The sequence below is a fragment of the Thiocystis violacea genome, from assembly GCF_016583575.1.
Taxonomy (GTDB): Bacteria; Pseudomonadota; Gammaproteobacteria; order Chromatiales; family Chromatiaceae; genus Thiocystis; species Thiocystis violacea.
In genome coordinates, this window is sequence record NZ_NRRG01000045.1 from 17,147 (window position 1) to 31,452 (window position 14,306).

At 65.1% G+C, this 14,306-nt stretch carries 13 protein-coding genes; 10 read left to right on the forward strand and 3 right to left on the reverse strand.

Annotated elements, in window-relative coordinates:
• The first annotated feature begins 114 nt into the window (after positions 1–114).
• From CKO27_RS18105 to CKO27_RS18115, 3 genes are all read left to right on the forward strand, one after another.
• On the forward strand, positions 115–4,074 hold the full coding sequence (locus CKO27_RS18105) for an ATP-binding protein (protein WP_200376327.1): 3,960 nt from the start codon (positions 115–117) through the stop codon (positions 4,072–4,074).
• Between the two features lie 141 nt (positions 4,075–4,215).
• Positions 4,216–5,070 carry an HDOD domain-containing protein gene (locus tag CKO27_RS18110; RefSeq protein WP_200376328.1) on the forward strand — a complete coding sequence of 285 codons (855 nt, stop codon included), beginning with the start codon at positions 4,216–4,218 and terminating at the stop codon, positions 5,068–5,070.
• A gap of 37 nt (positions 5,071–5,107) precedes the next feature.
• A complete protein-coding gene (locus tag CKO27_RS18115; RefSeq protein WP_338116109.1) occupies positions 5,108–5,806 on the forward strand; it encodes a thiopurine S-methyltransferase in 699 nt (232 codons plus the stop codon).
• Here CKO27_RS18115 and CKO27_RS18120 read toward each other — a convergent pair.
• Both CKO27_RS18120 and CKO27_RS18125 read right to left on the reverse strand, forming a co-directional pair.
• A complete protein-coding gene (locus CKO27_RS18120) occupies positions 5,790–6,698 on the reverse strand; it encodes an alpha/beta fold hydrolase (protein ID WP_200376329.1) in 909 nt (302 codons plus the stop codon). The two genes, CKO27_RS18115 and CKO27_RS18120, sit on opposite strands and share 17 nt — an antisense overlap.
• A 192-nt stretch (positions 6,699–6,890) precedes the next feature.
• Positions 6,891–7,508, reverse strand: a complete 618-nt coding sequence (locus CKO27_RS18125; protein WP_200376330.1) for a hypothetical protein — start codon at positions 7,506–7,508, stop codon at positions 6,891–6,893.
• A gap of 190 nt (positions 7,509–7,698) precedes the next feature.
• Here CKO27_RS18125 and CKO27_RS18130 point away from each other — a divergent pair, with 190 nt between their 5' ends.
• Entirely contained in the window at positions 7,699–7,959 is a 261-nt protein-coding gene (locus tag CKO27_RS18130) for a hypothetical protein (RefSeq protein WP_200376331.1), read from the forward strand.
• Between the two features lie 49 nt (positions 7,960–8,008).
• Here the strand turns inward: CKO27_RS18130 and CKO27_RS18135 are convergent, their stop codons facing one another.
• Entirely contained in the window at positions 8,009–8,248 is a 240-nt protein-coding gene (locus CKO27_RS18135) for a HypC/HybG/HupF family hydrogenase formation chaperone (protein WP_200376332.1), read from the reverse strand.
• Positions 8,249–8,369: 121 nt separating this feature from the next.
• On the opposite strand from CKO27_RS18135, the gene CKO27_RS18140 reads away from it, so the two are divergent.
• The 6 genes from CKO27_RS18140 (at position 8,370) to CKO27_RS18165 (ending at position 14,301) form a co-directional block, all read left to right on the forward strand.
• A complete protein-coding gene (locus CKO27_RS18140) occupies positions 8,370–8,879 on the forward strand; it encodes a HyaD/HybD family hydrogenase maturation endopeptidase (protein WP_200376333.1) in 510 nt (169 codons plus the stop codon).
• 178 nt (positions 8,880–9,057) lie between these two features.
• On the forward strand, positions 9,058–9,516 hold the full coding sequence (locus CKO27_RS18145; protein ID WP_200376334.1) for a hydrogenase expression/formation protein: 459 nt from the start codon (positions 9,058–9,060) through the stop codon (positions 9,514–9,516).
• Positions 9,517–9,534: 18 nt separating this feature from the next.
• Positions 9,535–10,644, forward strand: coding sequence for a hydrogenase small subunit (locus CKO27_RS18150; RefSeq protein ID WP_200376335.1), 1,110 nt, complete (start codon positions 9,535–9,537; stop codon positions 10,642–10,644).
• Positions 10,641–11,303: a hypothetical protein gene (locus CKO27_RS18155; protein WP_200376336.1), complete on the forward strand. Its 663-nt coding sequence runs from the start codon at positions 10,641–10,643 to the stop codon at positions 11,301–11,303. Before CKO27_RS18150 ends, CKO27_RS18155 begins: the two co-directional genes overlap by 4 nt.
• The gene (locus CKO27_RS18160; RefSeq protein ID WP_200376337.1) at positions 11,300–12,574 is read left to right on the forward strand and encodes a (Fe-S)-binding protein; all 1,275 of its coding nucleotides are present in this window, start codon (positions 11,300–11,302) and stop codon (positions 12,572–12,574) included. The genes CKO27_RS18155 and CKO27_RS18160 overlap by 4 nt, the downstream gene beginning before the upstream one ends.
• Positions 12,571–14,301: a nickel-dependent hydrogenase large subunit gene (locus CKO27_RS18165; protein ID WP_200376338.1), complete on the forward strand. Its 1,731-nt coding sequence runs from the start codon at positions 12,571–12,573 to the stop codon at positions 14,299–14,301. The genes CKO27_RS18160 and CKO27_RS18165 overlap by 4 nt, the downstream gene beginning before the upstream one ends.
• Positions 14,302–14,306 lie beyond the last annotated feature (5 nt).

The following is a 14,306-nucleotide window of genomic DNA, read 5'->3' on the forward strand; positions in this document are numbered from 1 at the left end:
TAGAGATCAGGCGACCGTCAAGAACGAGAGGTTGGCGCCGTCCGTCCCACGGCGGGATTTGGAACGACGGCGAACATCGCTCCAAATCCTTGAGCCCATCGACGACCAAGGGTCATGACCAACACGGACACTCAAGCCATCCCATCCAGCCCGCGCCCTCCCACCAACGGCAGGCTTGGCATCGTTCTCGTCTACGCGGTGTTCGCGGGCCTCTGGATCCTGCTGTCCGACATGATGCTGGACTGGCTGCTGAGCGATCCGGCCGACCTCGCGCTCGCCAGCGCGCTCAAGGGCATCGCCTTCGTCACCCTGACCTCGCTGCTGCTGTATCGGCTCCTGCGGGCGCCGGTGCGCCAGGAGGCCCGCGCGCCGGGGGCTGACGCCGAGGCGCCGGGCCTGACGCCGACCCGCGCGCGCCTGCCGCTCGCGATGCTCGGCATCGTGCTCGTGGCGCTCACCCTGGCGGCCATCCTGCACACCTTCAGCGAACAGCACGACACGACCGGGCAGCGGATTCACGCCATCGCGGCGCAAAAACGGCAACAGATCACCGATTGGCTGAGCGAGCGGCGCTCGGACGCGACCCTGGTCCAGACCAGCGGCGTTCTCGACGAACTGTTCCGGCGCTGGCAGGTCGATGGCGATATGGCGAGCGCGGCCGCCTTGCAGGCACGCCTGGAAAACCTCATCCGCGTCAAGGGTTTCAGCGCCGTCACCCTGCTGGATTCCCAGGCGCGACGCCTCTGGGGCACGGCCAGCGCGCCGGTCCGGATCAGCCCGGAATTAGCGGCCGCGGCGCAGCTCGCGAGCCGTGACCGCGAAATTAAGCGCCTCGGTCCCTATCGCGGCATCGCCGGTCATGCGCGGCTGGACTATGTGGTTCCCCTCGCGGGGATCACGCCGACGCCGCTGATCGTCCTGCACCTGGATCCAGGGGGATGGCTGAGCAAGATCCTCGCGCACTGGCCGGCCCCGGACATCAGCGGCGAGGCGCTGTTGTTTCGGCGCGAGGACAGCCAGACCGTTTTCCTCGCTCGGCCGAGTCACCGCGAGGACGCGGCGCCCGGAGTGCTCCAGGCGGTGACGACGCCCGACGCCATCACGGCTTGGGTGCCGCGCGACGCCGAGACGACCGAGCGGACCCTGATCGGTCGCGATTACCGTGACCTTGACGTACTGGCCTCGATCCTGTCCATTCCCGACACCGACTGGTATCTGCTCGCCAAGATCGATCTGTCCGAGGTCGATGCCGGGGCCGCGCGGATCTCCATTTGGATCGCCCTCGCCGGTCTGCTGGCCCTGTTCATGATCGGCAGCGGTTTCCACCTGCTGCGCCAGCGCCAGCAACTGGCCTTCGCCGAGCGCATCCGTCAAGCCCAGGCCGAGCGGCACCTGGAGAGCCAGCGCCTAGGCTGGGCCTTGCAAGCCGCCGCCGGCGGTGCCTGGGACTGGGATCTGCCGAGCGGAGCGGCCTGGTGGTCACCCGAGATGTACGATCTCTGGGGCGTGGCGCCCGGCACGCCGATGCATTTCGAAAACTCGGTGGCCCCTGTCCACGAACAGGACCGGGACCGCCTCATCGGCGCCGTCCAGACGGCGATCGAGCAAGGCACCGAATACCATTGCGACTACCGCATCCACCACCCGAAGCGCGGGGTGCGCTGGATCTCTTCCCAGGGTCGTCTGATCCTCGGCGAGGATGGGACGCCGCGGCATCTGCTCGGTCTGAGCTTCGACATCACCGAGCGGCAGGCGCTGAACGAGGAGCTCGGGCGTCACCGTCACCACCTGGAGGAGCTGGTGAGCGCGCGCACCGAGGAGCTGCGCCGGCAAAGCCACACCTTGCAGGCCCTGATCGACAACCTGCCGCACATGGCCTGGCTCAAGGATCGCGAGGGCCGCTTCCTCGCCGTCAACCGCGTCGTCGCCGATTTCAATGGAACAACCCCGGAGAACCTGCTCGGCAAGACCGATTTCGATCTCTGGCCGCACGCGGTGGCCGAGCGTCACCGCGCGGAGGATACCGAGGTGATGGACAGCCGCCGCGCCATGACCCTTGAGGAGCGCCTGGCGACGGATCCCAGCCAGATCTACGAGACCTTCAAGGCGCCCATCCTCGATGTCGATGGCGCGGTGCTCGGCACCGTCGGCTTCGCGCGCGACATCAGGCCGCAACGGGACATGGAGGCGGAAATGGAGCGGCGCGCCGAGCTGGCCGAGGCCGCCACCCGCGCCAAGAGCGCCTTCCTGGCCAACATGAGCCACGAGATCCGCACGCCCATGAACGCCATCCTGGGCCTGACGCATCTGCTGCGCCGAGACGGCGTCACCCTGGCCCAGGCCGAGCGACTGAGCAGGATCGATACCGCCACCCGCCACCTGCTCACCATCCTCAACGACATCCTCGATCTCTCCCGCATCGAGGCCAACCGAATGTCTCTGGAAATCGGCGACTTCGCGCTCGAATCCTTGCTGGATCAGGTGCGCTCGCTCATTTCCGAATCCGCTAGGGCGAAGGGCTTGACCCTGACCATCGGCAGCGAGGGCGTGCCGCGCTGGCTGCGGGGCGATGTCAGCCGCTTGCGTCAGGCGTTGCTCAACTACGCCAGCAACGCGATCAAATTCACCGAGCGGGGGACCGTCAGTCTGCGCGCGCGCCTCATGGGCGAGGACGCCGACGGGGTGCTGGTGCGTTTCGAGGTCCAGGACAGCGGCATCGGTATCGCGCGCGACAAGCTCTCCGGGCTCTTCCGCGCCTTCGAGCAGGCCGATACCTCCACCACCCGCCGCTATGGCGGCAGCGGGCTGGGGCTGGCCATCACCATGCAACTGGCGCGGCTCATGGGCGGGGAAGCCGGAGCCGAGAGCACGCCTGGCCAGGGCAGTACCTTCTGGCTCAACGTCCGGCTCGAGCGTGGCCAGCGCGACCGGCCGACCGCGCACTGGGCCGGGGCGCTCGCCGAGGGGCAGTTGCGCGACCGCCACGCCGGCGTCCGACTGCTGCTCGCCGAGGACAATGCCGTCAACCGCGAGGTCGCGCTGGATCTGCTGCATGCCGTCGGGCTCGAGGTGGACACCGCCGAGAACGGCCAGGTGGCGGTCGAGAAGGCCGGCACCGGAGACTACGCCTTGATCCTGATGGACGTGCAAATGCCCATCATGGACGGACTGGAGGCGACCCGCGCCATCCGCGCCCTCCCCGGCTGGGCCGACAAGCCGATTCTGGCGATGACCGCCAATACCTTCGAGGAGGATCGGCTGGCCTGTCTGGAGGCCGGGATGAACGACTTCATCGCCAAACCCGTCGCGCCTCTCGATCTCTTCGACGCCTTGCTGCGCTGGTTGCCGTCGGAATCCGCGGCGGCGCTGCCCGCCGCCACGCCAGAGGCCAGCAAAGACCGGTTGCCGGTCCCTTCCGACGGCGACCACGGGCCGCCATCGACCGAGGCCATCCTGGCTCGCCTGATCCGGATGCCAGGCATGGACACCGCCCAGGGCCTGTCGGCCATGAGCGGACAACGGCAAAAATACCTGAGGTTGCTGGAGCGATTCGTCGCGACTCATCGCCGTGACACGGACCGCATGGTCGAGGCGCTGGAGACCGGCGAGCGCGCCTCGATCCGCGCGCTGGCGCATGGCCTGAAGGGCGTCTCGGCCACCCTGGGAGCGAGCGCCGTCGCCGAGGCCGCGGCCAGCCTGGACGGCGCCATCCGGGCGGATCCCAACCTGGCCGCCGAGCGGATCCGGGAGCTGATCGCGGCGATCGACCAGGCGCTCGCCCCCTTGGCGCGGGTTCTGGAGCCTCTCACCTCGCAACCGCCGCCCGCGCTCGACGCGGCCACCGCTCCAGCGCCGGATCCGCGACGATTGGGACAGGTTCTCGACGCCCTGACCGCCCTCTTGCGCGAGAACAACACCCGCGCCATCGGTCTCATGCAGGCCGAGAAGCCCCTGCTGCAAGTCAGTCTGGGAGCCCGTTTCGAGCAGGTCGAGCAGTTGGCCATCGGGTTCGAATTCGAGGAGGCCCTGGAGCTGATCAAGCAAATCCAGCACCGTCCGGCGGCGGACGACTGAGGGCGTTCATTGTTGCGACCGCAGCCACAAAACGAACAAGGGTTCGATCGCGAATGGGACGCTTGGCGTATAAATAGCCGCGTCTCGAACCCAGATGACAGCAACCAACCAGCCGTGACGGCTACAGCGGGAAACAGCCTTATGAAATCGACCCGCCACCTCTATCCAACCAAGACCGCCTTCGAGGCCGCGTTCCAAGTCGTGCGCCGGGCGGGCATACCTCAGATTCCCGATGTCGTGCTGGCACTGCGCAAGGAGATGGGTCAGTTGGAGCCGGACCTCCGGGTCGCGGCCGACCTCATCGCGCAGGATCCCGCCCTGACCGGTCAGCTCCTCAAGACCATCAACTCACCCGCCTTCAACCTGAGTGCGCCGATCACCAGCGTGTCGCAGGCGGTCGGACTCTTGGGTCTGGGGCGCCTGACCACGATCGTGACCGCCGAGGCGATCAATCGGATGATGGGGGTCAATCAAGGCTCGGTGCGGGTGCTCTGGGAGTCGATCATGGAGAATGCGCGCGTCATCACGGCCATCGCGCGGGTGACCTCTGGAATCAGCCAGGACGAAGCCTATCTCTTCGGCATCATGCACGATGTCGGTAGCCTGATTTTCGCCAATGTCTCGGACAATTACATCTCCGAGTGGAGCTTTCGCGGCAACAGCGAGCCGAGCGTCTTGTTGAGCTACGAACGGAGCACGCTGGGCGTCGATCACACGACGGTCGGCTTCCTGCTCGCGCACAACTGGAAGCTCCCGGAGCCCATCGCCCTGGCGATCCTGCATCATCACAGCGTCAAGAACCTGGAGGTCGACGAACCGACGATCCCCTATCTGATCGCGCTGGCGAAGCTCGCCCACTATCTGGTGGCCCTGTCCCACGGCACCCACGACACGCCCGAGATGCAGGACTATCGCGAGCAGGCCTGGCAGACCCTGGATATCGGCGAGGGCGACTGGCAGGATCTCAACGAACAAGCACTCCATGGGGGGTGGTAGTCCAGGCTCGCCGCCGTGTTTCCAGGGTTTTCGATTCATGGCCGCGCACAAACCCAACGAGGTCATGCAACACACCATGGAGACTCAATTCTGGCTGGATCGTTGGCAACGTCGAGAGATCGGCTGGCACCTCGACGAGATCAATGCCCATCTACAGGAACACTGGCCCCGACTAGGGCTGGAGCGCGAGACCCAGGTCTTCGTGCCACTGTGCGGCAAGACGCTGGATCTCATCTGGCTGGTCAGCCAGGGTCATCGCGTGGTTGGCGTCGAGATCAGCGAGACCGCGGTCGAAGCCTTCTTCGCCGAACAGGGGCTCAGTCCCCGGATCACGGAGACCCCGCCCTTTCGGCGCTACCAGATGGATGAGCTGACCCTGTTATGCGGCGACTTCTTCGATCTTGAGCCGGCGCATTTGGAAGGCGTGGGCGGAATCTTCGATCGCGCCTCGCTGATCGCCCTGCCTCCGCCCATGCGCGATCGCTACGCGCGCCATCTGCGACGCCTGTTTCCGAGCCCGATCGACAGTCTGCTCATCACCCTGGATTACGATCAGGAGCAAATGAGCGGCCCGCCCTTCTCCGTCCAGCCCGACGAGGTCGGGCGGCTGTTCGAGGATCGCTACCGGATCGAGGCATTGGCGAATTTCGACGCGCTCGACGACTCGCCCAACTTCCGTCGCCGGGGGCTGACCCGTCTGCGCGAGCGCGTCTATTGGCTCAAGCCGCGTTCCTGAGGCGACCGGAGGCCCAGAAGTCGTCGAGGGCCGTGAACGTCTCGCCCGGCTTCTCCCAATGAGGCAGCCCCCGATGGGGGGCCAGCGCCAGCATCCGCCAACTCGGATGAGCCGCGACGAACGCCGGCAGACGCGCGAAGTCGATGTAGGGATCCTGATCGGCGATCGCCAGCACGGGCAGATTCCCGAGTTTGGCGTAGAGCCGATCCATGGGCTCGGCGCTGAAGAGACCTGTCGAGAGGAACGTCAGCGGCGCATGACGCGCGCCGGGCTGGTGCGACGTGGCGTGGGCATAGGCGACCATCTCGTCCGGAATCCTGCCGACGAAGGATCGTCCGAGGAAGTAGCGGATGCTGGGCCTGGAGGCGACCAGATCGTAGATCCGCTGACTCAGGACCGGCCGTTTCACGAGCCCCGAGATCAGCCTGGCGGCGCTCGGTCTCGGCAGGGATTGCGAACCGAAGCCGGTCGGGGAGATAAGCACCAGCGAGGCGAAGCGCTCCGGCGCGTCCCGCGCGGCGCGCGCGGCGAATTCCGCGCTCAAGGAAAGGGCGATCAGATCCGCCGGCTCCCGAACCACCGTATCGAGAAACTCCGCGATCGCCTGGGCATAGCGCTCCGGCGAATACCCCGTCTCGCGCCGCTCCGAGTGACCGAAGCCGGGCAGGTCGAGACTGTAAACCGGGCGACTCTGACGGTAGTGCTCGAACAAGGGCCGCATCTCGAAGCTGCTGGAGGCGGCGTTGATGCTGTGGATGAGCACCAGTGGCCGTCCCTGGTGGCTAGAGTCGGCGTAATAGGACAAACGCCATCCATCGCTTGTCGTGAAAACCTCGCGCGGAGCCCTCAGGGCATCCGACGAATGGGACTGATCCTTGACGACGGAACTCATCGAAAATCCTCTGGTTAAAACCGCTCGTAGGATGGGTAGAGCGAAGCGAAACCCATCACCCCACCAAAGAGCACCGAGTACAACGGTGCTCAAGTCTCTGTAACGGCTTGCCGGTTAAAACCGCTCGTAGGATGGGCATCGCTCTCGCTCTGCCCATCCTACGGGTCGAGCATCGGCCGGTTTCACAACCGCTCAGGCGTGAAAAGTTCCGCAATGCGGGCATTGGTGATGCGGTGGCGGAAGTAACCGGTTGCAATCCGGGTTGGAGCATCGAATCACCGGCGCCTCCCCAAATTTTTCCGCGTAATCGATGGGATTCTCACGGATGAGCGCCCCAGGCATCGTCCGTCTCAACATCTCGGAATATTGAGCAAACTCGGAGCTTAGGTCTTTTGCCGCGGCGGGCTTGGCCTTGCGACTCGACGGGGCTTCCGGAAGCGGAGATTGCCGCTCCGGCTCGGGCAAACCAGTCTCTTTCACGGCGTCCTGGCCAGCCGCATCGTCCGCGGACATCCGGCCGCCGAGAAGCCACCATTTAACACCGCTTTCCGAGCATGAAGCCGGTCCGGGCCTGAAGAACAGCAGGAAGGCGAAGGGACCAAGAACAAATCCAGCGATGGCCGCTCGGAAAATGTTGAATCCCCTCTTCGTGCTGGCGAACACCCCGACCGTCATTCCCAGAAATGCCAGAATCAACGCCACGTATAAGACCGAGGCCTCCAAGCTCAGGTCGCCAGCATCGGGAGCCGCCCAGGACCGCGTCCAACCCGCTAGCCATATCAATGGGATAAGAAAGGAGAAGCGCTTCATGGTAACCCGCTCTGGTTGTTCCGAGGCAACTCATGCCAGATCGACATCGGAGACTAACCCATTCAGTCAGGAAAAAACTCGAAGCAAGTCTCGGTTGGCCCCAACTTCCCCGTCGCGGGGCGCCATGCCGATCGGGAGCAGGCGATGCTCGGGGCGCGGTGTGGGCATCGAGCGAACACTGGAGAGCGCGATGACGAGTCTTTATGAGCAGGATTTCCACGCTTGGAGCAACGAGCAGGTTTCACTTCCGCGCGCGGGGAAGCTCAGCAAAGAGCAGGGCATTCGGTTAGCATCGCACTTGGCAGGCAACCCGAGCCTAGAATCGAAGCTTGATGAGGCCATCTTGCCGGCCTACCGGCTGGCCGCGATCGAAGCAGAGCGCGAAACCGGATTATTCGGAGTCGAGCTTTCCAAGCGACGGCCCCTTTTCGTTCGAGCAACCGATGGATGACCCCACCCCGCACTGGGCCACCTCCCCGGCGTTGGTCTGGTCCGGCGGTTCAGCGGCCTTCCATTCCCGGCGCCGCGAGCATCCCGTCGTAGATCTCCCAAGCCGCTCTCGCCTCCTCGGCGCTGACCTTGTCGATCACATGTCCAAGGTGGACCACGACATAATCGCCGACCGCGATCGCTTCATGCTGAAGCATGAACAGGCTCGCCTCCCGCTCGACGCCCTTCGCCTCGCACCGGGCGATGAAGCCATCGATAGTCCGCACCTGCATGGGTATTCCGAAACACATCGCGGGATTCTCCGTTGACGTCAGTGCCTTGACGCACAGGCTAGGCGTGTCCCCGCCCGGCGGCAAGAACCTGGATCATCATTTCAACGAATCCGCTTGGGATCATCCGGAGAACATCAGCATGAAACCCCGTACCCTCATTCTTGGCATTGGCAATATCCTCATGACCGACGAGGGCGTAGGCGCCGAGGTCGTGCGCCGTCTGGAGGCCGCGCTCGAACCCGACGAGGCCATTGCCTTCATGGATGGCGGAACCCTGAGCTTCACGCTCGCGGGTCCGATCGGCGAGAGTCAACGGTTGATCGTCGTGGATGCCGCAGCCTTGAGCGATGCCCCCGGCAGCCTCCGACTCTTCGAGGACGAGGCCATGGACCGGCAACTACGGACCCAGGCGCGCTCGGTCCACGAAGTCAGTCTGTCCGACCTGATGGACATGGCCCGGCTCTCGGACAGCCTGCCCGAACGGCGCGCCCTGATCGGCATCGAGCCGGGCGTCATCGATTGGGGCGAGCGACTGACCCCGGAGGTCGAGGCCGCCGTGCCGCTCGCCATGCGCCTAGCCATGGATCTGCTCGCGCGCTGGGATGCCGAGTGGACGGCCGGAAGTCCGGTCCGCGAAAGTCCGACCTGAGCGATCGAAATGTAACCACCCTACCCCGCGCCATGGCCGCCAAGTCTCTCCACGAGGGTGGAACTTCGTCACAAAAGCATATTCGTGCTTGCTGAATTTCTGAACCCGACTGCGCTGAATCAAGTTCAACGCCGTCGAATCGGCCTAGACTTTCCTCATTCGACGCCGAGGTTAGACCATGTCAGGCTTGGATCCGATCGCCAGCCAGTCCTCGCCAGGCCCCGCCTGCGCGAAGGCTCCGCGTGACCATGGGCACGCGCTTTCCATCCTGCACCAGATCCGCCATGCCCTTGGGATCCTGATCGAAACGGGTGAGGAAACGCGGATCGACCTCAACGCCATGCCCTTCGGACCCGGCGATCTGGAGCGGCTGACCGATGTCCTGGGCCGGGGCGAGGTCCAGGCCAGCGTCGAGGCACTGGGTCCGACGCTCATCCAGGAGACGGCCATCCCCGGCGTCTGGCTGGTGGACTATCGCGGCACGGAAGACCAGCGACTGACCCTTCATATCGAGATCGCCCTCACACCGGAGATCCTGCGCCCGCGCCCAGAAGACCTCGCGGAGTCGATCGCCACGCTCGACTCCCGAATGCCCAGGCGGGATCTGGAACCGGGCGACTCGCCACCAACGTCCTGACACCCGACAGGAGGGCCCATGGCCGCCCGCAAGACCCCCGAGAAAACACTTGGCGAGAGCCTGCGAGATCACGGCCTGTCGCGCCGCGGATTCTTGAAGTTCTGCGCCGCCACCACTTCGATGATGGCGCTGCCGCCGAGCCTGGCGCCGGCCATCGCGGCGGCGCTGGAGACGGCGAAACGCCCCTCGGTCATCTGGCTCTCTTTCCAGGAATGCACCGGCTGCACCGAGTCGCTGACCCGCAGCCATGCCCCGACCCTGGAGGATCTGATCCTCGACTTCATCTCGCTGGATTATCACCACACCCTACAGGCCGCCGCGGGCGAGGCCGCCGAGGAGGCGCGGCTTCAGGCCATGGAGGCGAACAAGGGAGAATATCTGGTGATCGTCGACGGCTCGATCCCAGGGCCGGACGCCAACCCAGGCTTCTCGACCGTCGCCGGACACAGCAACTACCAAACCCTGATGGAGACGGTCGAGCACGCCGCCGCCGTGATCGCGGTCGGGACCTGCGCGGCCTTCGGCGGAATTCCCCAGGCCAAGCCGAATCCGACCGGGGCCATGTCGGTCATGGATCTGGTCAAGGACAAACCAGTGGTCAACGTCTCTGGCTGTCCGCCGATCCCCATGGTCATCACCGGTGTGCTGGCCCATTACCTGGTCTTCGGCCGACTGCCCGAGCTGGACAGCTATGGCCGTCCACTCGCCTTCTACGGCCAGTCGATCCATGACCGCTGTTATCGCCGCCCCTTCTACGACCGGGGGCTCTTCGCCGAGAGCTTCGACGATGAAGGCGCCAAGCTCGGCTGGTGTCTCTACCGGCTGGGATGCAAGGGGCCGAGCACCTACAACGCCTGCGCCACCATGAAGTGGAACGACGGCACCAGTTGGCCGATCGAGTCCGGACATCCCTGTCTCGGCTGCTCCGAGCCGAGCTTCTGGGACGCCGGCGGCTTCTACGAGCCGCTGTCCGTACCCCTGACCCTGAGACCCGAAACGCTCCTGCAGGCGGGCGCGGTCGGCGCGGTCGTCGGCGGCGGGCTCGCGGCGCTGGCCCGTAAAAAGGTCAAGGACGCGGCGGGCACGCGCCAACCGGTCACGGTCGAAGAACTGGAGCAGAAACTATGAGCGGCTCGATGGAGTTCCTGCTGTGGACCAAGGGTCCGATGTTCGACATCGCGATGGTCATTTTCGCCATCGGTCTGCTGGCGCGACTCGCCGAGATCTTCCTGCTCGGCCGCGCCCGTAACTACGCCGAGCCGCGCGCGGGCGAGTGGCCGGCTGGCCTGCGGACCATGCTCACCCGCACGGTCGCGGACCGGGGCACCTTCGAACGCGCCCCCTTCAATGTCGTTGTCGGCTGGATCTGGCACCTCGGGTTTCTGGCCGCGCTGCTGCTGTTCGTACCCCATATCGAACTGGCCAAGGGCCTGTTCGGGATCTCCTGGCCGGCGCTGCCGAATCCGGTGGTGGATTTCCTCACGGCGATCACACTCCTGAGCCTGGTCGCGACCCTGGTGCATCGGCTCAACCATCCGGTGAAGCGACGCATCAGCACCATCGAGGACTATCTGGTCTGGACGGTGGTTTTCATGGTGGTGCTGACCGGCTATCTGGCCTATCACCGGATGGTCAATCCCTATCCGCTGGCGCTCGGCATGCACATCCTCAGCGCCGAGATCCTGCTGATCCTGCTGCCCTTCACCAAACTCACGCACATCCTCACCGCCTTTATCGCGCGCTGGTATAACGGGGCCGCCTTCGGCCGCAAGGGAGTTCAGTCATGAGCGAGCTGACACTCGAACGGGGTCTCGCCGCCTTCCGCGCCGAGATCGACGCGCCGACCGCCGCGTTCTTTTCAAGCTGCGTGCATTGCGGTATCTGCGCCCAATCCTGTCCTTTCTACCTGGAAACCGGCGATCCCAAATACACGCCGATCCTCAAACTCGAACCCCTGCGCCTGATCTGGGAGAACGAATTCACCCTCCTGGGCAAGCTCAAGGGTCTGCTGGGTCTCCAGCGCAAGGTCACCGACGCCATGCTGGCCGAGTGGGAAGAGCTGCTCTACGACTCCTGCTCCATGTGCGGACGCTGCTCCATGGTCTGTCCGGTCGGCAACGATCTGGCCTACATGATCCGCAAATCGCGCGAGGGCATGGTCCAGTCCGGGCATGCGCCGGAGGGGCTGATCAGCGCCTCGGTGCGGGCGATCAAGACCGGCAGCCCCATGGGTCTGCAATGGAAGACGCTCGCGGTGCAGATCAAGCATGTCGAGGACAGCACGGGTCTGAAGGTTCCGGTCGACCAGGTCGGCGCCGACTATCTGGTGATGCTCTCCTCCATGGAAGTCATCAACTTCCCCGAATATCTCGAAGCCATCACCAAGATCTTCGACCACGCGGGCGTGACCTGGACGCTCTCGACCCAGTGCTTCGAGGCGACCAACGCTGGCATCCAGATCGGCAACAAGGACATCGCCGCCCAGTTGGTCGAGCGGGTCGTGGCGGCGGCCGAGACGCTCAAGGCCCCCAATGTCATCAGTCCCGAATGCGGTCACGCCTTCACCGCCATCCGCTGGGAAGGCCCCAACCTGATCGGTCGCGCCTACCCCTTCCGGGTCTTCCACATCATCGAGGTGCTGGAGGAACTGCGTGTCGCCGGACGGATCAAGACCGAGGGCAAGGAGATGGATCGGCTCTCGCTGCACGATCCCTGTAACCTCGCCCGCAAGAGCGGCGTCATCCAGCAACAGCGCAACCTCATGGACCTGGTGGCCGACAACTTCGTGGATCTGAAGGAGCACGGCAAATACCAGTGGTGCTGTGGCGCGGGCGGCGGAGTGAGTTCGAACGAGCGCGCCGAGCCGCTCAAGATGGCCGCCTTCAAGCGCAAGAAGGCCCAGATCGAGGAGGTCGCGCCGGAGCGCATGGTCACCATGTGCGCGACCTGCCGGACCCAGCTCGAAGAGGGTCTGGAGGAGTTCAACATGGACATCCCCGTGGTCGGACTGACTGAAATGATCGCCGACCATCTGGTCGAGAAGGAGACAGGCTCATGAGCGAACGACTCGTCGTCGACCCTATCACCCGTATCGAGGGCCATCTGCGCATCGAGGCCCGGATGGACGGCGCCAACATCGCCCAGGCCTACAGCTCCGGCACCTCGGTGCGCGGTATCGAGACCATCCTCAAGGGCCGCGATCCACGCGACGCCTGGGCCTTCGTCCAGCGTATCTGCGGGGTCTGCACCCTGGTCCACGGCATCGCCTCGGTGCGCTCGGTGGAGGACGCGCTCAAGATCGAGCTGCCGGCCAATGCCCAGTTGATCCGCAATCTCATGATCGGCGCCCAGTACGTGCACGACCATGTGATGCACTTCTATCACCTGCACGCGCTCGACTGGGTCGACGTGGTCAGCGCCCTGAGCGCCGACCCCAAGGCGACCTCGGCGCTGGCGCAATCCATCAGCGGCTGGCCGAAATCCTCGCCCGGCTATTTCGCCGACACCCAGAAGCGGATCAAGACCTTCGTCGAATCCGGCCAGCTCGGCATCTTCGCCAACGGCTACTGGGGCCATCCGGCCTACAAGCTGCCGCCCGAGGCCAATCTGATGGCGGTCGCCCATTATCTGGAGGCACTCGCCTGGCAGCGCGACGCGGCCAAGCTGCACGCCATCTTCGGCGGCAAGAACCCGCATCCCAACTTCCTGGTCGGCGGCGTGGCCTGCCCGATCGATCTGAATTCGGACTCGGCGATCAACGCCAAGCGGTTGGCCGAGGTCCAGCGCCTGATTCAGTCGATGGTGACCTTCGTCGATCAGGTCTATGTCCCGGACACCCTGGCCATCGCGGGCTTCTACAAGGATTGGGGCACGCGCGGCGAAGGTCTCGGCAACTTCCTCTGCTATGGCGATCTACCCTCGGGCGCGGCCATGGATCCGGCGACCTTCCTCTTCCCGCGCGGCGCCATCCTGAACCGCGACCTCTCGACCATCCACGAGGTGGATCTGCACGCGAGCGGCGAGATCGAGGAATTCGTCGCCCACTCCTGGTATGACTATTCGACGGGCAACGACCAGGGATTGCATCCCTACGACGGCGAGACCAACCTGGAGTACGACGGGCGGGGTGGCGTCCAGCCACCCTACACCCAGCTCGACATCGCGCAAGGCTATTCCTGGATGAAATCCCCGCGCTGGAAGGGACAGGCGGTGGAGGTCGGTCCGCTCGCGCGGGTGTTGCTGCTCCACGCCACCGGCCACGCCCAGACCAGGGAACTGGTCGAGATGACGCTCTCGACGCTCGACCTGCCCGTGGAAGCCCTGTTCTCGACCCTGGGACGCACAGCGGCCCGCACGCTGGAGACCAAGATCCTGGCCGACGCCATGCAGGGCTGGTACGACAGCCTGATCGCCAACATCAAGGCCGGAGACACCAAGACCTTCAACGAAACCCTCTGGGATCCCTCGACCTGGCCGCGTCAGGCGCGCGGCGCCGGCATCATGGAGGCCCCGCGCGGCGCGCTGGGTCACTGGATCGTGATCGAGGACGGCCGGATCGCCAACTACCAGGCGGTGGTTCCCTCGACCTGGAACGCCGGACCGCGCGATACCCAGGATCGGCCCGGCGCCTACGAGGCGGCCCTGGAGCACAATCACCAGTTGGCCGACATCAAGCAGCCGATCGAGATCCTCCGCACCATCCATTCGTTCGATCCCTGCATCGCCTGCGCGGTCCATCTCACGGATCCCGAATCGGGCGAGGAACTGCGGATCAAGGTGACTTGATGGGC